Annotated in this window: 21 protein-coding genes; 15 read left to right on the top strand and 6 right to left on the bottom strand. The window is 65.4% G+C overall.

What is annotated here, in order from left to right; genetic code table 11:
• The first annotated feature begins 33 nt into the window (after positions 1 to 33).
• From AB0366_RS02745 to AB0366_RS02735, 3 genes are read left to right on the top strand one after another with little or no spacing between them, the layout of a single operon-like run.
• Positions 34 to 384 (top strand): VOC family protein, encoded by a 351-nt coding sequence (locus AB0366_RS02745; RefSeq protein WP_366242597.1) that lies wholly within the window; start codon positions 34 to 36, stop codon positions 382 to 384.
• A 7-nt stretch (positions 385 to 391) separates the two neighbouring features.
• Positions 392 to 724, top strand: a complete 333-nt coding sequence (locus tag AB0366_RS02740) for a hypothetical protein (RefSeq protein ID WP_032395921.1) — start codon at positions 392 to 394, stop codon at positions 722 to 724.
• Positions 721 to 882: a hypothetical protein gene (locus AB0366_RS02735; RefSeq protein ID WP_179273649.1), complete on the top strand. Its 162-nt coding sequence runs from the start codon at positions 721 to 723 to the stop codon at positions 880 to 882. The genes AB0366_RS02740 and AB0366_RS02735 overlap by 4 nt, the downstream gene beginning before the upstream one ends.
• 275 nt (positions 883 to 1,157) lie before the next feature.
• On the opposite strand, the gene AB0366_RS02730 is transcribed toward AB0366_RS02735, so the two are convergent.
• Positions 1,158 to 1,280: a hypothetical protein gene (locus AB0366_RS02730; RefSeq protein WP_366242596.1), complete on the bottom strand. Its 123-nt coding sequence runs from the start codon at positions 1,278 to 1,280 to the stop codon at positions 1,158 to 1,160.
• A gap of 272 nt (positions 1,281 to 1,552) precedes the next feature.
• Here AB0366_RS02730 and AB0366_RS02725 point away from each other — a divergent pair, with 272 nt between their 5' ends.
• Positions 1,553 to 1,993: a glycosyltransferase gene (locus tag AB0366_RS02725; protein ID WP_366242595.1), complete on the top strand. Its 441-nt coding sequence runs from the start codon at positions 1,553 to 1,555 to the stop codon at positions 1,991 to 1,993.
• 30 nt (positions 1,994 to 2,023) lie between these two features.
• Here AB0366_RS02725 and AB0366_RS02720 read toward each other — a convergent pair whose 3' ends face one another.
• On the bottom strand, positions 2,024 to 2,869 hold the full coding sequence (locus AB0366_RS02720) for a hypothetical protein (RefSeq protein ID WP_366242970.1): 846 nt from the start codon (positions 2,867 to 2,869) through the stop codon (positions 2,024 to 2,026).
• Between the two features lie 130 nt (positions 2,870 to 2,999).
• On the opposite strand from AB0366_RS02720, the gene AB0366_RS02715 reads away from it, so the two are divergent.
• Complete coding sequence (locus AB0366_RS02715; protein ID WP_366242969.1) at positions 3,000 to 4,298, top strand: M18 family aminopeptidase; 1,299 nt, start codon at positions 3,000 to 3,002, stop codon at positions 4,296 to 4,298.
• A 328-nt stretch (positions 4,299 to 4,626) separates the two neighbouring features.
• On the opposite strand, the gene AB0366_RS02710 is transcribed toward AB0366_RS02715, so the two are convergent.
• Positions 4,627 to 5,391: a nucleoside phosphorylase gene (locus tag AB0366_RS02710; protein ID WP_366242594.1), complete on the bottom strand. Its 765-nt coding sequence runs from the start codon at positions 5,389 to 5,391 to the stop codon at positions 4,627 to 4,629.
• A gap of 102 nt (positions 5,392 to 5,493) precedes the next feature.
• Here AB0366_RS02710 and purL point away from each other — a divergent pair, with 102 nt between their 5' ends.
• The 10 genes from purL to purM all read left to right on the top strand — a co-directional run bounded on the left by purL (position 5,494) and on the right by purM (position 18,955).
• Complete coding sequence (gene purL, locus AB0366_RS02705; protein WP_366242593.1) at positions 5,494 to 7,785, top strand: phosphoribosylformylglycinamidine synthase subunit PurL; 2,292 nt, start codon at positions 5,494 to 5,496, stop codon at positions 7,783 to 7,785.
• Between the two features lie 101 nt (positions 7,786 to 7,886).
• Positions 7,887 to 9,614, top strand: coding sequence for an alpha/beta hydrolase (locus AB0366_RS02700; protein WP_366242968.1), 1,728 nt, complete (start codon positions 7,887 to 7,889; stop codon positions 9,612 to 9,614).
• The gene (locus AB0366_RS02695; protein WP_366242592.1) at positions 9,611 to 10,204 is read left to right on the top strand and encodes a CPBP family intramembrane glutamic endopeptidase; all 594 of its coding nucleotides are present in this window, start codon (positions 9,611 to 9,613) and stop codon (positions 10,202 to 10,204) included. The genes AB0366_RS02700 and AB0366_RS02695 overlap by 4 nt, the downstream gene beginning before the upstream one ends.
• 2 nt (positions 10,205 to 10,206) lie before the next feature.
• Positions 10,207 to 10,593, top strand: coding sequence for a sterol carrier family protein (locus tag AB0366_RS02690; RefSeq protein WP_094615482.1), 387 nt, complete (start codon positions 10,207 to 10,209; stop codon positions 10,591 to 10,593).
• A gap of 127 nt (positions 10,594 to 10,720) precedes the next feature.
• Positions 10,721 to 12,283, top strand: a complete 1,563-nt coding sequence (purF, locus tag AB0366_RS02685; protein WP_037194761.1) for an amidophosphoribosyltransferase — start codon at positions 10,721 to 10,723, stop codon at positions 12,281 to 12,283.
• A 114-nt stretch (positions 12,284 to 12,397) separates the two neighbouring features.
• Positions 12,398 to 14,068, top strand: a complete 1,671-nt coding sequence (locus AB0366_RS02680) for an ABC transporter substrate-binding protein (protein ID WP_366242591.1) — start codon at positions 12,398 to 12,400, stop codon at positions 14,066 to 14,068.
• A gap of 96 nt (positions 14,069 to 14,164) precedes the next feature.
• Positions 14,165 to 15,160: an ABC transporter permease gene (locus tag AB0366_RS02675; RefSeq protein ID WP_183130429.1), complete on the top strand. Its 996-nt coding sequence runs from the start codon at positions 14,165 to 14,167 to the stop codon at positions 15,158 to 15,160.
• Entirely contained in the window at positions 15,160 to 16,128 is a 969-nt protein-coding gene (locus tag AB0366_RS02670; RefSeq protein ID WP_314145733.1) for an ABC transporter permease, read from the top strand. The genes AB0366_RS02675 and AB0366_RS02670 overlap by 1 nt, the downstream gene beginning before the upstream one ends.
• Positions 16,125 to 17,762 carry an ABC transporter ATP-binding protein gene (locus AB0366_RS02665; protein ID WP_366242590.1) on the top strand — a complete coding sequence of 546 codons (1,638 nt, stop codon included), beginning with the start codon at positions 16,125 to 16,127 and terminating at the stop codon, positions 17,760 to 17,762. Before AB0366_RS02670 ends, AB0366_RS02665 begins: the two co-directional genes overlap by 4 nt.
• A 92-nt stretch (positions 17,763 to 17,854) precedes the next feature.
• On the top strand, positions 17,855 to 18,955 hold the full coding sequence (gene purM, locus AB0366_RS02660) for a phosphoribosylformylglycinamidine cyclo-ligase (RefSeq protein WP_032376541.1): 1,101 nt from the start codon (positions 17,855 to 17,857) through the stop codon (positions 18,953 to 18,955).
• 88 nt (positions 18,956 to 19,043) lie between these two features.
• On the opposite strand, the gene AB0366_RS02655 is transcribed toward purM, so the two are convergent.
• From AB0366_RS02655 to AB0366_RS02645, 3 genes are all read right to left on the bottom strand, one after another.
• The gene (locus tag AB0366_RS02655; RefSeq protein WP_008719426.1) at positions 19,044 to 19,238 is read right to left on the bottom strand and encodes a DUF3073 domain-containing protein; all 195 of its coding nucleotides are present in this window, start codon (positions 19,236 to 19,238) and stop codon (positions 19,044 to 19,046) included.
• A gap of 351 nt (positions 19,239 to 19,589) precedes the next feature.
• Positions 19,590 to 20,225 carry an MOSC domain-containing protein gene (locus AB0366_RS02650; protein ID WP_366242589.1) on the bottom strand — a complete coding sequence of 212 codons (636 nt, stop codon included), beginning with the start codon at positions 20,223 to 20,225 and terminating at the stop codon, positions 19,590 to 19,592.
• Positions 20,222 to 21,343 (bottom strand): folate-binding protein YgfZ, encoded by a 1,122-nt coding sequence (locus AB0366_RS02645; RefSeq protein WP_366242588.1) that lies wholly within the window; start codon positions 21,341 to 21,343, stop codon positions 20,222 to 20,224. Before AB0366_RS02645 ends, AB0366_RS02650 begins: the two co-directional genes overlap by 4 nt.
• Positions 21,344 to 21,363: the final 20 nt, after the last annotated feature.

Below are 21,363 nucleotides of genomic sequence, written 5' to 3'. Positions count from 1 at the left end.
TTTCATGTCGGTGGTCGCGGTTACTGTGCCGCCATGACACTGACCTTGGGCATGATCACGTTCGACACCGCAGATCCGGAACCGCTCGCACACTGGTGGGCCGCGCAGGCGGACGGAACGATCGTGGAGGAGAACGACGGCTGGTTCTACGTCGTCGAACTCGCTGCGGCACCGTACCGAATGGCTTTTCAGAAAATCGACGACCCGACGCCCGGCAAGAATCGCGTCCACCTCGACATGACCACTGCTGACCTCGACGCTGAGGTCGCGCGCCTGGTCGAGGCGGGTGCAAGTGAAGTTGCGCAACACACCATGGGCGACTTTCGCTGGGTGACACTGACCGACCCCGACGGAAACTCGTTCTGCGTGTCCGGGTCGCACTGAGCATCGAATGCCGGCGCAGGCATGGGTGACTCTGGTGGTGGGCGTCCTCGCCGTCGTCGGAGTCGCTCTGACCATTCGTCAGCGCACCGTCGCCGACAAACGAGCGCAGGCATGGCAGCGGATCACCTGGTGCCTCGACCACACAGTCAGCACGGACGACGCCGAAGCTGCCCTGGGGTGGGATATCTACGGGGCGGTCACAGATTCTCCACTCATAACCAGAACAGAACAGGACGTTCTCGTTGCCGTTGCCGATCGCGCCCTCCGGCGCGCACTGGCGGAACCCTCTGAATGCGAGGACACTGACAATCGAGTCGATGAGCTGGAGGAACCGCGATGACCACCACCGAGGAACGCAAGATCAAAGCCGGGCGTCCGGAAGTCGCCGCGGCCGCCGCTCGCGCATCGATCGCAATCCGTGAACGCAACGGGCGTGAGGTACCTCAGTGGATTCGCGACGCCGCAGCGGGACGACCCACCGTCCCGCCGCCCGAATAGCGCGGCCTCTCGACACTCGAACGCTCGCACTCCCCTCGCGGAAGTGCGGGCGTTCGTCGTTGATTGTCCGTTTCGGCACCGCCCGCCCAATTGTCGGGTGGTCCACTTCCGCGTGTTTGCTTCCATCGCTCTACCCCGTCAGTCGTCGCCATCGAGCTGCACACGCCTACCTGCCGCTACCGATCCCCTTGCCCGACCACCTTCGATCCCTGCCACCGGCGCACCCCGAGTTTCGAAGCGATACTTCGACACCTTGGCGCTGCGCTCCATGTCGATCACACCGAGCGATTCCCGATCCCGAGGCGGTCGCGCGGGTTGCCCCAGACGGTCGTCTCGCCGACGTCCTCGAGTATCACGAAGTCGTCCTCGCCGTCGACGGCATGAGCTGCATCGGGCATCGATGCAGATTCCGGTCCGGAACCTCCGGCGTCCGGTCCGGATAGTCGAACTCGCCTCTGATCAGCGGTTTCGTGTTGACGGGGGTGGTGGTGTGCGGCCGTAGATGGCTGACTCGAGTTGCAACCCGACACCGGGGGGCATCATCCGATTCAGAAAGGCCTGACATGGACAACACCACGAATCACTCGACCGCCCCGGCCGTCGGGCGCACTACTGGTTGACCGATCCGGCGGGACCGATCCGTAACCACCTGTGCGACGGACCGCCCCGGGTGCCGATCCATCGTGGGTTCAGCGACAGTTCCGCTGATCTCTACGCCGCCGCCGATCTCGTGGTGCTGCCGTCGTCGTGGGAGGGTTGGGGGCTGCCGGTACTCGAGGCCGCCGCGGCCGGGAAGCCGATGGCGGCGGGGCCCTGTCCGGTGCTGAGCGAGATCCGCGAACTCGGCGTGACGGTGTTCGATCCCTCCGACATCGCATCGATTCGGGCATTGCTCGACGACCCCGATGCGCTGCGCGCGATGGCAGCCCGCAACGTCACGGCCGCCTCGGCCCGCTCGACCGCGACCCTCCCCGACGTACTGTCGGACCTCATCGGTGGCGCGCGAGCCTTGATGCGTACGCGGCGGCCCGAGGAACCCTGCGCAGTCGCCGCCGCGACAACGCGGACGGACACGACGGACGTCGATGTCCAACTCCGCCGGAGCTCTTGATCCCGAATACGTATCAGCAGGTGATCTACGTCAGGCCGCACACTCTCGCAGCTCGTTCACAGTCGACGCAAAGATGCCGGTGGGTTCGATCGAGATCCCGTCGAACACCTGGCAGTACTCGCCGTCTCGCCAGAAGAACACCGAGCGCGACAGTGGGCTCGGTGTGTCACGCGAGAACACGTCGGCCAGTTCGGCGAGCTCGGCTGCTGCCGCGAGCGCCACGTCGGCGTTGCGCGGCCGGTGAAAAATGAACTCGTAGGCATTGGGAACGACGAACAATACGCCGTACAGACATTCGCCGAGGTGCGCGGAGATCAGCTTGGTCATATCGGCAACCTTCGACGCGAGGTAGATCGAATCACCGCTGAGGACCTCGATGTCGATGCTGTTTCTGCTGAGAGTTCGGCCGTCCTCGAACTTCAGCGCTGCGGTGTTCCTTCGGCCGGCTGCCCAGGCGGCGTTCAGGTCTCGGCCGACGAGATGCCGATCTGCCAGTGTCACAGCGCGATTCGGAGAAGACAGGTTCAGTACCCGTCGCGGTGCGCCCGGCACGTCGAGTAGTGGGACGGAATACTCGTACTCGCACTCACCCGTAGCCGCCAGGGCGGACGGAGCGATGACGCGCTCGCGCAGCCTCGAGTGGAATTCGTCGTCCGACAATCCGGTGAAGAACGTGGGATCCGCCTCGCGCATCGTCTCGATCATGAGGTCGACATGGCCGGCGATGATGCCGTCCCACGCCGATCGACTCACCCCGGAGCACCGGGCGAACAAATTGTTCAGTGACATGCGAACGCCCGAGCCCACCGCCAAAGTCGTCGCGTCCTCGCGGTGAACCACCACCCCGCGCTTGCGAAATGCTTCGATCGTCTTCATCCGCACGATGGCGAATGTGGTCGCATGAACTGCGCCATAGTCTGGCAAAGAATGAAATTTCATGAAGTCGTCCCCCCGGTCGGTGTGTGCTCTCGAGGTGTTCGACGCGGCGGCTGCCACAATGGTTCCCATGCCGTCCAACGCTTCTGCAACCGGTCTCTGTAACTTCGTCGACGTCTCGCCGTCCCCGTTTCACGTGTGTCGGACGGTGTCGGTGCAGCTCGAGGACGCCGGTTTCGTACGCCTCGAGGAGACCGATGCCTGGCCGACGGAGCCAGGCCGCTACTACCTCGTTCGAGGCGGATCACTCGTCGCGTGGAGTACCGAGCACAGTAATTCGGGTCGTTCCGCAGGCTCCACTCCTGACGGCCCTTTCCGCATCGTCGGCGGGCACACCGACAGCCCCAACCTCCGCGTGAAGCAGCATCCCGATCTGCAATCAGCGGGATGGCAGATGGTGGGCCTCGAACCGTACGGCGGTGCCTGGCTCAACTCCTGGCTCGATCGCGATCTGGGTATCTCCGGTCGGTTGAGTGTGCGCGACGGCAACACGGCCCGCGAGGTACTGGTGAAGGTGGACGAGCCCATTCTGCGAGTTCCGCAGCTGGCAATCCATCTGTCCGAGGATCGCAAGGGCGTCACCCTCGACCCGCAGCGACACGTCAATGCCATTTGGGGCGTGGGCAATTCGCCACAATCGTTCATTGCATACGTCGCCGAAAGAGAAGGCGTCGACCCGCATTCGGTACTGGGTTGGGAGTTGATGACACACGACCTCGCACCCAGTGCCGTCGTGGGCGTCGAATCCGAACTGGTCAGTGCGCCGCGTCTCGACAACCAAGGAACCTGCTACGCCGGAACCCAGGCTTTGCTTGCCGCAGTGGAGAATCCGACCGGGGTCACGCCGGTGCTGGCACTGTTCGACCACGAGGAAGTCGGCAGTATGTCCGACCGCGGCGCGTTCTCGGATCTGCTGAACACAGTGCTCGAGCGCATCGTGTTGGGACGCGGCGGTGGCCGTGAGGACTTCCTGCGCACGATGGCCGGATCCATCTGTGCATCAGGCGATATGGCGCACGCGACGCATCCCAACTACCCGGACCGGCACGAGCCCGCACACCGCATCGAACTCGGTGGGGGACCGGTGCTCAAGGTCAACCAGAACCTGCGCTACGCAACGGATTCCGCGGGTGCGGGTGCCTTCGCGCTTGCTTGCGATCAGGCCGGAGTTCCCTTGCAGCGCTACGTACATCGCGCCGATCTGCCGTGCGGATCGACCATCGGACCCATCACCGCGTCGCGCACCGGCCTGTCGACGGTGGACGTGGGCGCAGCGCAGCTGGCCATGCACTCGTCGCGAGAGTTGATGGGAGCCAGCGACGTGAAGTCCTACGCCGACGCGTTGGCGGCATTCCTCGCCCCTGCCTGAGCTCGATCGGCAGCCGCAAACGCGCGCGCATTCGTCAGGTGCGCGCGGATTCGTGACCCGTGCGGGGGCGATTTCGCGCGCGTGTGGCAAAGGCGCGCGCGTTTGCGGGGGCGGGGGCGGGGGCGGAATCTGAATACCGCGGCGCGACCCCGTTCCCCGTTTCTCGTTCGGCGGTCGCAAACGCGCGCGCATTTGTCAGGTGCGCGTGGATTCGTGTCCGATCCTGGGGCGATTACGCGCGCGTATGGCAAACGCGCGCGCGTTTGCGGGGGCGGGGGGTGGGCAAGGGGTGCGCCGGTAACCCAGGATCGGTGAACCCGCGACTCGGCTAGACCGGGCTCAATTGCAGGCACGCATCCGCCGCGAGCCAGAACAATTGCTCGCGCACCGTCGTTGCCTTGGTCCAGCCTCGGTGATCCCAGTCGGCGGCGAGGGAATCGCCCGCGTACAGCAGTTGGGCGAATCGGACTCCGCGGAATCGGGCAACCGCGCAGAAGGCCGAGGCCTCCATGTCGACCGTTCGGCAGCCCTCCTCGACGCGGCGCGACACGCGGGCGCGGGTCTCGCGGTAGAGCGCATCGGTGGTCCAGGATCGGCCGGTGACGAAGTCGACTCCGGCGTCGGTGAGCACGGATTGCAGCACGGCCACGCCGTCCGGGTCGGCGTCGACCACCCGCCCCGGCGGTAGGTAGTGGAACGAGGTGCCCTCGTCGCGGACGGCACTGTCGACCACCATCACGTGTCCCATGCCCAGGTCGTCGGACAATGCTCCCGCGCCGCCGACGGCCACGAACTGGGTGCACCCCATGGCGATGGCTTCTTCGAGGAACAGCGCGGCCAACGGAGCGCCGACGCCGGGGTGGAAGACGGCAAGTTTCTCCCCGTTCCGTTCGATCTCGTAGACGGGGTGTTCGCCGTGCTCGGAGCGCATTATCGAGACGACTCGGGCGTCGCCTTTCGCGCAGATGCTCTCGATCACCTCGGAGAAGAAACAGACGACGGCTTTCGGCGGGACGTCGACTCCCTTGGCCACCATCGACGGGTCGATGACGCCCGTTTCGTCCAGATCGTTCTCGGTCAGTGCGATGTCCATCCGGTGATGTTCGCACGACGGCCAACACTCGATGAGAACCCCGGCCCCTGCGCCCGATAGACTCTCCCTGGCATTTCGCTCCATCGAAGGGACCTATTCCTCGTGTCCGCTAGCTCTGTACCCACAGACACCGTCTCCAACGCCGTCGCCACCCCCGACGTTGCGCAGCCGTACAAAGAACTCGGACTCAAGGACGACGAATACGTCCGCATCAAGGAAATCCTCGGCCGTCGGCCCACCGACGCCGAATTGGCGATGTATTCCGTCATGTGGAGCGAGCACTGCTCGTACAAGTCCTCGAAGGTGCACCTGAAGTACTTCGGCGAGACCACCACCGACGAGATGCGCAAGCCGATGCTCGCCGGTATCGGTGAGAATGCGGGCGTCGTCGACGTCGGCGACGGCTGGGCCGTCACGTTCAAGGTCGAGAGCCACAATCACCCGTCGTACGTCGAGCCCTACCAGGGGGCAGCGACGGGCGTCGGTGGCATCGTCCGCGACATCATGGCCATGGGCGCTCGCCCGATTGCCGTCATGGACCAGCTGCGATTCGGTGCTGCCGATGCACCCGATACGCGCCGCGTCCTGAGCGGAATCGTCGCAGGCGTCGGCGGTTACGGTAACTCCCTCGGCCTGCCGAACATCGGCGGCGAGACGGTGTTCGACGCCTCCTACGCCGGTAACCCCCTGCTCAACGCTCTGTGTGCCGGCGTCATGCGCGTCGAGGACATGCATCTTGCGTTTGCGTCGGGCCTGGGCAACAAGATCATTCTGTTCGGCGCACGAACCGGTCTCGACGGCATCGGCGGCGTGTCCGTGCTGGCCTCGGAGACGTTCGACGGCGACGAGACCGGTGGGGGGCGCAAGAAGCTCCCCGCGGTCCAGGTCGGCGATCCGTTCACCGAGAAGGTGCTCATCGAAGCCTGCCTCGAGCTGTACTCGAACAAGCTGGTTGTCGGCATCCAGGATCTCGGCGGTGCCGGGTTGTCCTGCGCCACTTCGGAACTGGCATCCGCGGGCAGTGGCGGCATGCACATCGAGCTCGACAAGGTGCCGATGCGCGCCACCGGTATGACCCCTGCCGAGGTGCTCTCGAGCGAATCCCAGGAGCGCATGTGCGCGGTGGTCACGCCCGACAACGTCGACGCGTTCATGGCCGTCTGCCGCAAGTGGGACGTCCTCGCCACCGTCATCGGTGAAGTGACCGACGGTGACAACCTGCAGATCACCTGGCACGGAGATACCGTCGTCGACGTTCCGCCGAAGACCGTCGCGCACGAGGGCCCGGTGTACAACCGTCCCGTGCAGCGGCCCGCCACCCAGGACGATCTGGTCGCGAACACCACGGCGTCGCTGAAGCGTCCGGAAACCGGTGACGAGCTGAAGGCGACGTTGCTGAAGATGATCGGCTCGCCGCAGCTGTGCAGCCGTCGTTTCATCACCGAGCAGTACGACCGCTACGTGCGCGGCAACACCGTCCTCGCCGAGAACGCCGACGCCGGCGTCATCCGCATCGACGAGAAGACCGGCCGCGGAATCGCTTTGGCCACCGACGCGTCGGGCCGCTACACAGCACTCGACCCGTATCAGGGTGCGCAGCTCGCGTTGGCCGAGGCGTTCCGCAACGTCGCCGTCACCGGCTCGACCCCCATGGCCGTCACCAACTGCCTGAACTTCGGCTCGCCCGAGGACCCAGGCGTCATGTGGCAGTTCCAGCAGGCCGTGCGCGGATTGGCGGACGGCTGCGTCACCCTCGGCATTCCTGTGACCGGCGGCAACGTCAGCTTCTACAACCAGACCGGTGCCGAGCCGATCCTGCCGACGCCCGTCGTCGGTGTTCTCGGCGTCATCGACGACGTGCATCGCCGCATCCCCACCGGCCTCGGCCTCGAGCCCGGTGAGACGCTGATCCTGCTCGGTGATACCTACGACGAGTTCGACGGGTCCATCTGGGCTCAGGTCGAGCACGATCACCTCGGCGGTGTACCACCCAAGGTCGATCTCGCCCGCGAGCAGCTGCTCGCAGACATCCTGCTCTCGTCCTCGCGTGACGGACTGGTCTCGGCGGCACACGATCTGTCCGAGGGTGGCCTCGCGCAGGCCGTCGTCGAAGCCGCTCTGGCCGGTGAAACCGGTTGCCGCATCATCCTTCCCGAGGGTGCCGATCCGTTCGTTACGCTGTTCTCCGAGTCCTCGGGCCGCGTACTGGTCGCTGTACCGCGCACGGAAGAAACTCGCTTCACCGGCATGTGCACCGCCCGTGGTCTGCCGTGGGCGCGCATCGGCGTCGTCGACGAGGGCTCGGATTCGATCGAGGTGCAAGGGCAGTTCTCCGTCCCGATGACGGAGTTGCGCGAGACGTTCGAGAGCACTCTTCCCAGACTCTTCGGCTGACCGAGGTGGGGGGACGCACATCGGTCGGGGACAACACATCGGAGCAGGGCCTGACCGAGCCCGACGCGGCACTCGAGCAGGACCAGCATCACCGGTACCACCTGCCCTCGGTCGAGTTCTCCGTCCCCTCACCCGCCAAGCACCCGTTCGTCATGTGGGCCTGGGGCCTACTGCGCCTGGACTTCACCGGAATTGCGTTCAGCGCGTTGTTCTTCTGCTGGTCGTTGACTCCGTCTCTGCTCCCGCGTGGATGGTTGTTCCAGGGCATCATCGGCGGTATCAATGCGGCCATCGGCTACGCATTCGGCGTGGCGGTGGGATGGGCCGTGACCCGTTGGTGGCTCTCGTCCCGATCGTGGTGGCCGCTTCCGCGCAAGGTCGAGCTGGCCGTCAAGGTCGCCGTCCCCGTCGTGGCGATCGCGGCATCGATGATCATGCTGGCGATCTCGGCGGAATGGCAGCGTGAACTGGCCGCACTGATGAACGCGGAGGGAACCACCACAACGGGGTACCTCCGCACCGGGGCTCTCAGTATCGCCATTGCAGCGGCGTCGATTTCGTTGTGGCGGGTGCTGCGTGACCTCGTTCGACTGCTCGCCCGTCAGATCAATCGCATCGTGAAGATGCCACGCGAAGTGGCCAATGCGCTCGGGGTCGTCGTCCTCGTCGTGCTGTCCGTCGCACTGGTTCAGGGTGTTCTGCTGCGCGCGGTCTCCGAGGTCACCAACTCCGCGTTCAGTCTGCAGAACGACGAAACCCGTGACGGCGCAGAACAACCCGTTGCCGACGAACGCTCCGGCAGCCCGAATTCGTTGGCTCCGTGGGACACCCTCGGATTCGAGGGTCGCAACTTCGTCTCCAGCGGGCTGCGCGCCGACGAGATGGAGCGGGCCACGGGCCGTCCCAGCCTCGAGCCGATCAGGGCATACGCAGGCCTGGAAACCGCAGAGACCCAGGACGAGCGACTGAACATCGTGGTCGCCGAACTCGAACGCACCGGGGCATTCCAGCGCGCGGCTCTCGTCGTCGTTCCGACCACCGGAACCGGATGGGTCAATCCCACGGCCATCGAAGCCGAAGAGCTCATGTTCGACGGCGATGTCGCCACCGTCGCATCCCAGTACTCGTACCTGCCGAGTTGGATCTCCTTCATCGCCGAGGGAGACAAGGCCGCGCAGGCGGGCAAAGCTCTGATCGACAAGGTGCACGACCGCTGGCTGCAGGAACCGGAGGCCACGCGCCCCAAGTTCTACGTCTACGGCGAGAGCCTCGGTACCCAGGCGGGGGAGGGCGCGTTCGACGGTCTGGCCGACATCCGGGCCACCACCGACGGCGTCCTGTGGGTTGGACCGCCGAACAACAACCGCATCTGGAGTCAGTTCGTCAGCCGACGCGACCCGGGAAGCCCGGAGGTCCGGCCGGTCTACTCCGAGGGACTGACGGTCCGATTCGCCGACAACTCGTCGGGCATCCCGCCGGAGGATCAGCCCTGGTTCGAGCCACGGATCCTCTACGTCCAGCACGCGTCGGATCCGGTGGTCTGGTGGTCGCCTGACCTGCTGTTCGAGCGTCCCGACTGGCTGTCCGAGCCACCCGGGCCGGACCGCTTGCCGAGCATGCGGTGGTTCCCGGTCGTCACCTTCTGGCAGGTGGCCGCCGACCTGACCAACGCCGCAGGCGTTCCCGACGGTCACGGCCACAACTACGGAACCCTCGTGCTCGACGGCTGGGTGGCCGTCGCCGCGCCCGAGGGCTGGACCGACCGCGACACCGAACGAGTTCGCGGTGTCATGGAGCAATTCGCCGGCCGAGACGGTCCCGAGAAGTGAGCACCGAGGCGTTGGCGATCGGCTCCGCGACGACGGCGTGGAGTACCTACCTCCTTCCCGCGCTCGGTCTCGATGCCCGTGCGAGGGCGGTGGCCAATGCCTCGTTCGCAGTGGCCGTTTCGGCGGTCTCGGGCCGTAGCGCCGCGCAACTGGGTGTGCGCAATACTGCTGCCGGACTGAAGTGGGGCGCTGCGGCGTCGGCGATTCCGGTGCTCGGATCTGCCGTCGTCGCTGCGATTCCCGCGTTGCGACGCCGCGTCCGACCGTCGCAGGACGAGCTTGCCGAGTGGGTCCTGTTCAGGATTCCGGTGGGGACGGTCCTCACCGAGGAGTTGCTCTTTCGCGGCGTGCTCGACGCCGCGTCGCCTGCCCTGTCGCCGATCTTCTTCGGGCTCTGGCACATTCACCCCGCTCGTGCGGCAGGTGACACCGTGGTGGGGACGGTCGTCGCGACGGCCGCGGCCGGGGTGGTGTTCTCGTGGCTGCGAGCCCGCAGCGGCAGCGTCCTCGCGCCGGCCTTGCTGCACTATTTCCTCAACGCCAGCGGCGCCGTGCTGGCGCATCTCGCTGCAAACGACAGGAAGCGGTAGCAGTGCCACCACACAAGGAAGTCGGCCCAGCCGAGGTGCGCGACGCCGTTCTGGCCGTCGAGGACTGGATCAAGGGCGAGGCGGACAAGCCTGCGCGGGCGCAGATCGCCGCAGCGGTGCGCACCACTGCCAGAACTCTGGGCCAGAATGCGCCGGGGTCCTCGGTGGAAGTGCGGGTACCGCCGTTCGTCGCGGTGCAGTGCATCGTGGGGCCGCGACACACACGGGGAACTCCACCCAATGTGGTCGAAACCGATGCGTTGACGTGGCTGCAGGTGGTCACCGGGATCCGGGATTTCGCCGACGCTCTCGCCGACGGTTCGATCGATGCGTCGGGCAGTAGAGCGGCCGAAGTGGGTCGCTGGCTGCCACTGTTGTCCATCAGGTGATTCGCTCTGATTCGGACACGCGTTCACCTGCTGGGAATCTCCCGTACACACGATGCGTTGACTGAGGCCGTGTGCCCGTAGACTCGGGTACGGCCCCCCGCCCCGTACCCCCAAGGGAGCAATGCCCGTGACCAACGCCGATTTGTCGGTCGACAGTCCGAATCTTCTGGTAGGCAAACCGCTCGACGAACCGGAGAACGAGCCGCGCGAGGAATGCGGAGTGTTCGGAGTGTGGGCACCGGGCGAGGATGTGGCCAAGCTCTCGTATTACGGCCTCTATGCGCTGCAGCACCGTGGCCAGGAAGCTGCCGGAATCGCCGTGTCCGACGGCTCCCAGGTGTTGGTGTTCAAGGATCTCGGTTTGGTCAGCCAGGTGTTCGACGAGCAGACGCTCGGTGCCATGCCCGGGCACGTCGCCATCGGACACTGCCGTTACTCCACCAGTGGCTCGGTGACGTGGGAGAACGCGCAGCCGATCTTCCGCACCACCACTGCGGGGACCGGGATCGCGCTCGGTCACAACGGAAATCTGGTGAACTTCGCCGAGCTCGCCACCAAGGCGCGCGACGCCGGGCTGATCAGTGATCGGCTGCAGGGCAACGGCACCTCGGATTCCGACGTGGTGACCGCGCTGCTGGCGCACAAGGCCGCCGACTGCACCATCGAGCAGGCGGCGATGGAACTGCTGCCCTTGCTCAAGGGTGCCTTCTGTCTGACGTTCATGGACGAGCACACTCTCTACGCTGCGCGCGACCCGCACGGCGTGCGCCCGTTGTGCCTCGGCCGTCTCGATCGTGGCTGGGTGGTGGCCAGTGAGACCGCAGCACTCGACATCGTCGGTGCCGCGTTCGTCCGCGACATCGAGCCCGGTGAACTGCTCGCGATCGATGCCGACGGTGTTCGGTCCTCGCGATTCGCGGCACCCGAGCCCAAGGGGTGCGTGTTCGAGTACGTGTACCTCGCTCGACCCGACAGCGTCATCGGTGGTCGTTCGGTGCACTCGACGCGAGTCGAGATCGGACGACGCCTCGCGAAGGAGCATCCGGCCGAGGGCGACCTGGTGATCCCCGTGCCCGAGAGCGGAACTCCCGCTGCGGTCGGTTTCGCGCAGGGCTCCGGCATTCCCTACGGCCAGGGCTTGATGAAGAACGCCTACGTGGGCCGCACGTTCATTCAGCCCTCGCAGACCATTCGCCAGCTCGGCATCCGGCTCAAGCTCAATCCTCTCAAAGAGGTCATACGGGGCAAAAGGCTGGTGGTGGTGGACGATTCGATTGTTCGCGGCAATACTCAGCGCGCCCTGATCAGGATGCTGCGCGAGGCCGGTGCGCTGGAGATTCACGTGCGTATCGCGTCGCCGCCGGTGCGCTGGCCCTGCTTCTACGGCATCGACTTCGCTTCTCCCGCAGAGCTGATCGCCAACGGTGTCGACTCCGAGGACGGGATTCTCGAGGGCGTTCGGCAGGCGATCGGTGCCGATTCGCTGGGGTACATCTCCATCGACGGCATGATCGCTGCCTCCGAGCAGCCTGAATCTCGCTTGTGTGCAGCATGTTTCACCGGCAAGTACCCGATCGATCTGCCTGCCGACAATGCGCTCGGCAAGCACGTTCTCGAGGGTCTACTGGCCTCGGCCGCCGGGCAGCCGGTGGACAACGACGCGAATGTGAGTGCTCTGAGTCGTCCGTGAGCTGGGCGTTCCTGCAAGGGAACAGCAGGGTTTTCTCAATGCCACATATTGGAAACAGTCCATCGGTACTGTCCCGAGTTACATAGGACACACCGAATTGGATAGAGGCATCAGATGACCCTGTCGCCCGACGACGGACGCATGCAGCGCTACAGCGCCGCATCCAGAACAGCAGTACGCAAGCACGGCAAGAAGACCGCAGCAGTGGCAGCACTGTCGGTACTCGCATTGACGGCCGCAGCTTGTGGCTCGGGCCGCACCGACGAAGCCGGTGGATCCGGCGACGGCGGCGGCGAGACGATCACGGTCGGCACCACCGACCAGGTGACGTCGCTCGACCCGGCCGGCTCGTACGACAACGGCTCGTTCATGGTGATGAACCAGACGTATCCCTTCCTGATGAACTTCGCGCCCGGTAGCTCCGAGCTCGAGCCCGACGCGGCCGAGAGCTGCGACTTCGCCGAGCCGACCGTCTACACGTGCACGCTCAAGGACGACCTGACGTTCGCGAACGGCAATCCGCTGACGAGCGAGAGCGTCAAGTACTCCTTCGATCGAATCGTCGCGATCAACGATCCCAACGGGCCCGCGTCGTTGCTGACCAACCTCGACAGCATCGCCACGCCGGACGAGAAGACTGTCGAGTTCACCCTGAAGGCCGCGAACGACCAGACGTTCCCGCAGATTCTGGCGACCCCGGCCGGACCGATCGTCGATCAGACCGTCTTCCCTGCCGATTCGATTCTCGACGACGACGCCATCGTGGCGGGTACGCCGTTCGCCGGACCGTACTCGATCGCGAGCTACGCCAAGAACTCCCTCGTCAGCTTCACCGCGAACGGTGACTACAACGGCATTCTCGGAACGCCGAAGACGTCGTCGGTCAACGTCAAGTACTACACCAGCTCCGACAACCTCAAGCTCGACGTGCAGAACAAGGCCATCGACGTCGCGTGGCGTTCGCTGACGCCGACGGACGTCGAATCGCTCGGCAGCGTCGACGGTCTGACGGTGCACGAGGGACCCGGCGGCGAATCGCGCTACATGGTGTTCAACATGAACACGATGCCCGGTGACACCCCGGAGCAGAAGTTGGCCGTGCGCAAGGCAATTGCGTCCTCGGTCGATCGTCAGGCGTTGTCCGACGGCGTCTACAAGGGCACCTACACCCCGCTGTACTCCGTGGTTCCCACCGGCCTGGCCGGCGCGAACACCGCCTTCGGCGACGTCTACGGCACCACGCCCAATCGTGACGAGGCAGCCGGATTCCTCTCTGCCGCAGGCATTGCCACTCCTGTTCAGCTCAATCTGCAGTACAACCCGGACCACTACGGTTCGAGCTCGAGCGAGGAATACGCCGCGATCAAGAGCCAGCTCGACGCGACGGGCCTGTTCAACGTGAACCTGCAGTCCACCGAGTGGAGCACGTACACCAAGGAACGCGTCGCCGATGCGTACCCGGTGTACCAGCTGGGCTGGTTCCCGGACTACCCCGATGCAGACAACTATCTGACGCCGTTCTTCGCACCGGACAACTTCCTGCAGTCGCACTTCGAGAGCCCGGAGATCACCTCGCTGCTCGATCTCGAACGCACGACCGCCGACGAGAATGCGCGGATGCAGATCATCGGTCAGATTCAGACCGAGCTCGCGACGAACTACCTGCCGACGCTTCCGTTGTTGGAGGGCAAGCAGATCGCCGTCGCCACCGACGAGATCAGCGGTGTGGACGAGACTCTCGACGCCTCGTTCAAGTTCCGTTTCGTCACTCTCGCCAAGAGCTGACCGGTGCCCACTACCGCGGACGCGCCGGTAGGGGAGAAGCAAGCGAAGCAGGCGAGCGCGCCGTCACGATACGGCGCGCTCGCCCGCTATCTCGGGATCAGATTTCTGCTGATCATTCCGACTGCCTGGATTCTCGTCACCGTCGTCTTCTTTCTCATGCGGGTGATCGGTGATCCGATCACCGCCGCGCTCGGCGGCCGCCTACCCGCCGAACAGATCGCCCAGCGCAAGGCCGAAGCCGGATACGACCGGCCGATCCTGACGCAGTACTGGGAGTACCTGACCGGATTGCTGCGCGGCGACTTCGGCCGCTCGGCCACCGACAATCGCGCGATCAGCGACGTTCTGCTCGTGAACGGCGCTGCCACACTGGAATTGGCGTTCTGGGCACTGCTGGTCGCCTTCGCGGTCGGCATCCCGCTCGGCTTCTTCGCCGCCACCCATCGGGACAGATTCGGCGACGCCTCGCTGCGGATCTTCGCGATCCTGGCGTACGCGGCTCCGGTGTTCTTCGTCGGCATGCTGCTCAAGCTGCTGTTCGCGGTCAAGCTCGGCTGGCTGCCGGTCGCGGGACGGGCCAGCACCAATGTGGAACTGGCACTGCAGAACGTCTCGCCCAAGACCAACATTCTGATCGTCGATTCGTTCCTCTACGGCGACTCGGGCTACACCATCGACGTGCTCGAGCACGCCGTACTTCCCGCTCTCGCCCTCGGTCTGTTGACGGCCGGAGTGTTCCTGAGACTGGTGCGCGTCAACCTGATTCAGACCCTGCAGGCACCCTTCGTCGACGCCGCGCGCGCTCGCGGGTTGAGCGAGGGCACGGTGACGCGGCGGCATGCGTTCCGCAACGCCATGATTCCCATCGTCACCGTCATCGGCCTGCAGATCGCCGTACTGCTCGGCGGCGCGGTGCTGACCGAGACGACCTTCGAGTGGCAGGGCCTGGGCTACGAACTCGCCCGGTACCTGCAGGCCCGCGATTTCGTTGCGGTGCAGGGCATCGTGACGTTCCTGGCCGTGGTGGTCGCCGTCGTCAGCTTCGTCACCGACGCGATCGTCGCACTCATCGACCCAAGAGTGAGGTTCTGATGAGCACCGAAGTCGTGCTGTCCGACGTCCCTCCCACCCGTCCGCACCGTCGAGGATTTCCCGGCGTCGCGTTCGTCAAGTCCACGTCGGGGTTGCAACGCGTCACCCTGATCGTCGGGTTGGTCCTGATGGTGGGCTTCGTGATCGCCGCAGTGTTCGCTCCGCTTCTCGCGCCGTACGGGTTCTCGCAGACCAGCGACGCCGGGCAGGATTTCGCCCGCCAGGCAGCCCCGTCCGCGCAGCATTGGTTCGGTACGTCGGTCCGCGGTGAGGACGTGTTCTCCCGCGTGATCTACGGTGCGAGAACAGCATTGATGGTGATCGCATCGTCGTTGGTGCTCTCGCTGATCATCGGTGTTCCGCTCGGCCTGGCCTCGGGCTACATCGGCCGTTGGTTCGACCGCGTGCTCGTGCTGTTCATGGACGCGATGTACGCCTTTCCATCGCTGCTCCTCGCGGTCGTCATCTCGATCGTCGTCGCAGGCGGACAGTCGTCCAGTTTCGGCGGTATCGCGTCCGCAGCAATCGCCATCACGGCGATCTTCGTGCCGCAGTACTTCCGCGTGGTACGCAACGCCACGGTGGCGGTCAAGACCGAACCGTACGTCGACGCCGCACGTGTCACCGGGGCCGGCACTCCGCGAATCCTGTTCCGCCACATCCTCGCCAACGTGGTGCAGACACTGCCGGTCATAATCACCCTCAACGGTGCCGAGGCCATCCTGACCCTCGCCGGACTCGGCTTCCTCGGATTCGGCATCGAGCCCACCTCCGCCTCGGAGTGGGGCTACGACATCAACAAGGCCTTGCCGGACATCTCCAACGGCATCTGGTGGACGTCGGTGTTCCCGGGCCTCGGCATCGTGCTGGTGGTGCTCGGTCTGACCATGGTGGGCGAAAGCGCAAGCGAGACACTCAATCCGCTGCTTCGTACCCGCAAGAAGTTCAAGAAGGCGGTGAAGGTATGACCTCGAGTGTCGCAACCCCACAGGAGTCCGCGCTGTCGGTGCAGTCGTTGTCCGTCACGTTCATCACCGATGCCGGTGAAGTCGATGCCGTCACCGAGGTCTCGTTCGAGGTGTTCCCCGGTGAAGTCCTGGCCGTGGTGGGCGAGTCCGGATCGGGTAAATCCGTCAGCGTCAGATCCGCCATCGGACTGCTGCCCGACACCGCACGCGTGGAGGGCCACGTGGTGCTCGGTGGCCAGGACGTGACGACGCTGAGCAACAAGGCGTGGGCGCAGTTGCGCGGCAACAAGATTTCGATGGTGTTCCAGGAACCGGGCAGCGCCCTCGATCCGCTGTTCACCATCGGATATCAGATCGTCGAAGCGCTGCGGGCACATCCTGGTAGCGACGGTAATCGGATGTCGGCCAAAGACGCCAAGGCGCGAGCGATCGAACTGTTGACGATGGTGGGTCTGCCCAGCCCCGAGCAGCGGTTCTCGTACTACCCACACGAGCTCTCGGGTGGCCAGAAGCAACGTGTCATGATCGCGATCGCCATCTCGTGTGAGGCGAAAGTCATCATCGCCGACGAGCCGACCACTGCCCTCGACGTCACGGTGCAGGCCGAAATCCTGGAGTTGCTTCGCGATCTCAAGGACCGGCTCGGCTGCGCCGTCGTGCTGATCACCCACAGCATGGGCGTGGTCTCGGATCTGGCGGACCGCGTCGTCGTGATGCAGAACGGTCGCGTCGTCGAGGAAGCTCCGGTGGCGCAGCTCTTCGACGCACCCGCAGACGACTACACCAAGAAGCTGTTGGCCGCGGTGCCCACACTCGCCGCGGTGGAGTCCGACAAGACGGTCGACACCTCGGGTGAACCGGTACTCGACGTCTCGCGGCTGGTGGTGCAGTTCTCCGGTGGTGTCGGCTCACCTGCGTTCCGGGCGGTCGACGACGTCTCGCTCACCATCCATCGCGGCGAAACCCTTGGCCTGGTGGGCGAATCGGGCTCGGGAAAGTCCACGATCGGCAGATGTGTTGCAGCACTGCAGAAGCCGACGAGTGGCAGCGTGACGGTGATGGGGCAGAACATCGCAGGCGTGAGCGAACGCAAGCTCAAGCCGCTGCGCAAGCGATTCGGGTTCGTCTTCCAGGACCCGTCGGCATCACTGAACCCCCGGCTGACCGTCGGGCAGTGCATTGCCGAGCCGATGATCGTGCACAAGTACGGCTCCAAGGACGCGATCGCCGCGAGGACCACCGAACTGCTCGACGCCGTGCAACTGCCGTCGGGCACCGACAAGCGCTACCCACACGAGCTCTCCGGTGGGCAGCGGCAACGCGTCAGCCTGGCGCGGGCACTGGTGCTGGGACCGGATCTGGTGGTCGCGGACGAACCGACCAGCGCACTGGACGTCTCGGTGCAGGCAGCCGTGCTGGACCTGTTCGAGGCATTGCAGCAGGAATTCGGCTTCGCGTGTCTGTTCATCAGTCACGACCTCGCGGTGGTCGACCGCGTCGCGCATCGCGTGGTGGTGCTGCGCAACGGGGCGATCGTGGAAGAGGGAACACCGTGGAAGATCTTGCGATCGCCGGAGGCGGACTACACGAAGAAGCTGTTGGCGGCGATCCCGGGCAAGCGCCTGCACACGTGAATTCTTCTCACCACCGGGCACTCCGGTACCGTTAGGGCGCTATCTGTGCCGGTATGGGCGCTGACATGATCGAGTACACAGGCTGGAGCCGAATGACCGAGGAATCCCAACCCACGAGCGCAACTCACTCGGGCGGTGCCTCCTACGCGGCGGCCGGGGTCGACATCGCCGCAGGAGATCGAGCAGTGCAACTGTTCGCGCCGCTCGCCAAGAAGGCCAGCAGGCCCGAGGTCATGGGCGGTCTCGGTGGTTTCGCCGGTCTCTTCGCGCTCAAGGGCGACTACCGCGAACCCGTCCTGGCCGCCTCGACCGACGGCGTCGGTACCAAGGTGGCCGTGGCGCAGGCCCTCGGCAAGCACGACACCCTCGGTCTCGATCTCGTGGCCATGGTCGTCGACGATCTCGTCGTCTGTGGTGCCGAGCCGTTGTTCCTGCAGGATTACATCGCCGTGGGCCGCGTAGTTCCAGAGCAGGTCGCCGAGCTGGTCAAGGGCATCGCAGAAGGCTGCATCATCGCCGGCTGCGCACTTCTCGGCGGCGAGACGGCCGAGCACCCGGGACTGATGGCCGACGGCGATTACGACCTCTCGGCCACCGGTATCGGCGTCGTCGAGGCAGATTCGATCCTCGGACCCGAGCGGGTGCGTCCCGGTGACGTCGTCATCGGCATGGGATCGTCGGGTCTGCACTCCAACGGCTACTCCCTCGCTCGCAAGGTGCTGCTGGAGATCAACCACATGGATCTCGGCGGACACGTCGAGGAGTTCGGTCGCACCCTCGGTGAGGAACTGCTCGAGCCCACCAAGATCTACGCCAAGGACTGCCTCGCGCTTGCCGCGGAAACCGATGTGCGGACCTTCTGCCATGTGACCGGCGGCGGATTGGCGAACAACCTCTCCCGGGTCATGCCCGAGGGGCTGGTCGCCGAACTCGACCGCACCACGTGGAGCCCAGCTCCGATCTTCTCGCTGATCGCTCAGCGCGGACGCGTCGAGCGGGCCGAGATGGAGCAGACGTTCAACATGGGTGTCGGCATGGTGGCCATCGTGGCACCCGAGGACGTCGACCGAGCACTCGCAGTGCTGACCGCACGCCACATCGACTGCTGGACGCTGGGCACGGTGAAGAAGGCGACCGGTAAGGACGTCGCCGACGAGCGTGCGCTGCTGCTGGGTAACCACCCGCGGTTCTGAACGGCAAGGTTCTGATCGCCCGATCACCGGGCAAACAAGTGAGGGGGAGCCGCATCGCGGCTCCCCCTCAGTCGTTCAGTGCACAAAACTAGCGTCGCCAGTCCTCGTACTCGTCTTCCTCGACTCGGGAATGCACATCCGAGTCAGAGTGGATGCCACGATGGGAGTTGGACGAACCACCGGAGAGTTCTTTCTGCAGACTCTCCAAGTCCGTTGTCGGCGAGCTGTACTTGAGCTCACGAGCGACCTTTGTCTGCTTTGCCTTAGCCCTGCCTCGGCCCATGGCGGTGCCCCCTCGCGGACTTGCGGGGCGGCCTGGGGAAATTTGGCGGCCCCGTTAGAGTTGGTATTTCTTCCTGGCACACACTCTAGCGCGCGAATCGCCGCGATGCGTAGACGGCGCCACGTGTCGGTGGCAGGCGAACGGGCGCGACACGCCCGGGGCAGGGGTCGGCGCTGCCTGTACCTGCACATATCCGTGCACAGGCAAACTATCTTTGTTCTGCGACACGAGAACTACGTGCTGCGCGTCATGGGGAGCGGAGCCCGCAGGAGCGACCAGAGGGGTGGGGAGCGAAGCCCGCAGGAGTGACCGGAGGGGTGCGGAGCGAAGCCCGCAGGAGCGACCGGAGGGTCAGTTCCGCGTCGATTTCAGCGCAGCTGCCGCATCGCGGTACACCTTCGGTGCCAATCCCGGCGCGTCCAGCAGAGTCTGCATCGCAGCTGTATCCCTCCCCTCGAAGAGCATCCGCACCGTCACCCCGTGCTCGGGGACCGACGTCACAGTCACAGCGTCACCGCTACCGAAGACCCCGGGTTCGAGAACGCGGAGATACGCACCCACATCGCCGCGCGCGGTGAATCGACGGATCCAGCCGGGTTCGGCCATCCACCGCGCGAACGTTCCGCATGGCTTGCGGGCGATCGTCACCTCCAACTCGACACTGCCCACTCGCCACCGCGAGCCGATCACCGCATCGGTCACCGGGACACCGGTGGTCCGTAGATTCTCACCGAACCGTCCAGGAGGAACGGGCGTCCCCAGCTGATCGGCCCAGTACCTCGCCTCGTCCTCGTCGTAGGCGTAGACGGCCTGATCGAGCCCGCCGTGGAACTTCGTGTCCCGGCAGTGATCGCCCCCGATACCGAGCTCGTGGACGTCCACCCGCCCGTCGACGGGCCGCTTGTCGATGCCGCTGTCGACCACCGCGCGGCGTCCGAACGGAACATCGGCGTGCACGACGCAGACAGCGAGAACGGTCCCGATCACCGGCCGCGCAGGCGGTCCACCGCAGCGCGACCGGCCTGGACGTCGTCGTACGCCGGGATCGAATCGGGATCGATCGACGCGGCACACGGACCGGCCTCGAGGGCGGTGTCGACCGGAATCGTTCTCTTGAGCAGAGCCAACGCGATCGGCCCCAGCTCGAAGTGATCGATGACGGTACCCAGACGCCCCACCGCCCGTCCGCCCGCGGTGACCGGATCGCCCGTGCTGGGTCGACCGTCCGCGGAACCGTCGAGATGCAGCAGCACCAGATGCCGGGGCGGGCGACCGAGGTTGTGGACGCGCGAGACCGTCTCCTGTCCGCGGTAGCAGCCCTTCTCCAGATGCACCGCGCCGAACTCCGCCGCGCTGCCGATCCAGCGCACCTCGTGGGGAATGGTCTTCTCGTCGGTGTCCACGCCCACGCGCGGACGCAACGATTCCACTCGCAAGGCGTCGAACGCCCAGGTTCCGGCCGGGGCGGCCCCGGCGTCGCGTAGCCGGAGGAACCAGTCGCTCGCGTTCGCGCGGGGAATCACCACGTCGTACGAATTCTTGCCCGGCCAGGGCATCCGTCGAACGAAACCGCCGCCGTCGATCGGCGAGGCACCGTAGATCTCGCCCGGAGCCGGCAGGCCGGCCTTCTCGAGCGCCGACACCGCGTCGGATCCGAGGACGGTGAGAACGGCGAGTTCGTCGGCCTGACGGGGTTCGGCCTTGGCCCAGAACACCATCTTCTTCAGGAACGAGAGCAGATTCGGGCCGGCTGCGCGCTCGGTGTCGATGTAGGTGACGCCGGCCAGGTCGGTCTGCACGAAGTGATGCTCGATGCGGCCGTTGACATCCAGGCTCAGGTTCTCGGCCGAGCTGCCGTCGGCCAGGTTCGTCACGAGTTGGCTCGAGATCGTGTTCAACCAACTCAGGCGTTCGTCTCCGCTGATGGCGAGCACGAAGCGGTGGGATCGATCGATGACGGCAGCGCCGCTGACCGCGTCGCGTTGTTCACCGAACGGATTGCCGTAGTGCCAGGCCACCCCGGCATCGACGCTGTCGTCGGGGGAGGGCACTGCGCCGGGGAGTGTCAGAAGTGGGCTCGGGCTGATCGTGACTGTGTCGGACACATCTCCATAGTAGGAGCCCG

The sequence above is a fragment of the Rhodococcus sp. NPDC076796 genome (assembly GCF_040702765.1).
In the GTDB taxonomy this organism is placed as follows: domain Bacteria; phylum Actinomycetota; class Actinomycetes; order Mycobacteriales; family Mycobacteriaceae; genus Rhodococcoides.
This window is presented reverse-complemented; position numbering and strand designations above follow the sequence as displayed.

What these genes read in the sequence shown, in the direction of transcription:
- AB0366_RS02715 (WP_366242969.1), top strand. Translation starts at nt 3,000, where the DNA reads ATGCCGTCCAACGCTTCTGCAACCGGTCTCTGTAACTTCGTCGACGTC.
- AB0366_RS02655 (WP_008719426.1), bottom strand. Translation starts at nt 19,238, where the DNA reads ATGGGCCGAGGCAGGGCTAAGGCAAAGCAGACAAAGGTCGCTCGTGAG.
- purM (WP_032376541.1), top strand. Translation starts at nt 17,855, where the DNA reads ATGACCGAGGAATCCCAACCCACGAGCGCAACTCACTCGGGCGGTGCC.
- AB0366_RS02740 (WP_032395921.1), top strand. Translation starts at nt 392, where the DNA reads ATGCCGGCGCAGGCATGGGTGACTCTGGTGGTGGGCGTCCTCGCCGTC.
- AB0366_RS02670 (WP_314145733.1), top strand. Translation starts at nt 15,160, where the DNA reads ATGAGCACCGAAGTCGTGCTGTCCGACGTCCCTCCCACCCGTCCGCAC.
- AB0366_RS02735 (WP_179273649.1), top strand. Translation starts at nt 721, where the DNA reads ATGACCACCACCGAGGAACGCAAGATCAAAGCCGGGCGTCCGGAAGTC.
- AB0366_RS02665 (WP_366242590.1), top strand. Translation starts at nt 16,125, where the DNA reads ATGACCTCGAGTGTCGCAACCCCACAGGAGTCCGCGCTGTCGGTGCAG.
- AB0366_RS02730 (WP_366242596.1), bottom strand. Translation starts at nt 1,280, where the DNA reads ATGCCCGATGCAGCTCATGCCGTCGACGGCGAGGACGACTTCGTGATA.
- AB0366_RS02745 (WP_366242597.1), top strand. Translation starts at nt 34, where the DNA reads ATGACACTGACCTTGGGCATGATCACGTTCGACACCGCAGATCCGGAA.
- AB0366_RS02720 (WP_366242970.1), bottom strand. Translation starts at nt 2,869, where the DNA reads ATGAAGACGATCGAAGCATTTCGCAAGCGCGGGGTGGTGGTTCACCGC.
- AB0366_RS02680 (WP_366242591.1), top strand. Translation starts at nt 12,398, where the DNA reads ATGACCCTGTCGCCCGACGACGGACGCATGCAGCGCTACAGCGCCGCA.
- AB0366_RS02710 (WP_366242594.1), bottom strand. Translation starts at nt 5,391, where the DNA reads ATGGACATCGCACTGACCGAGAACGATCTGGACGAAACGGGCGTCATC.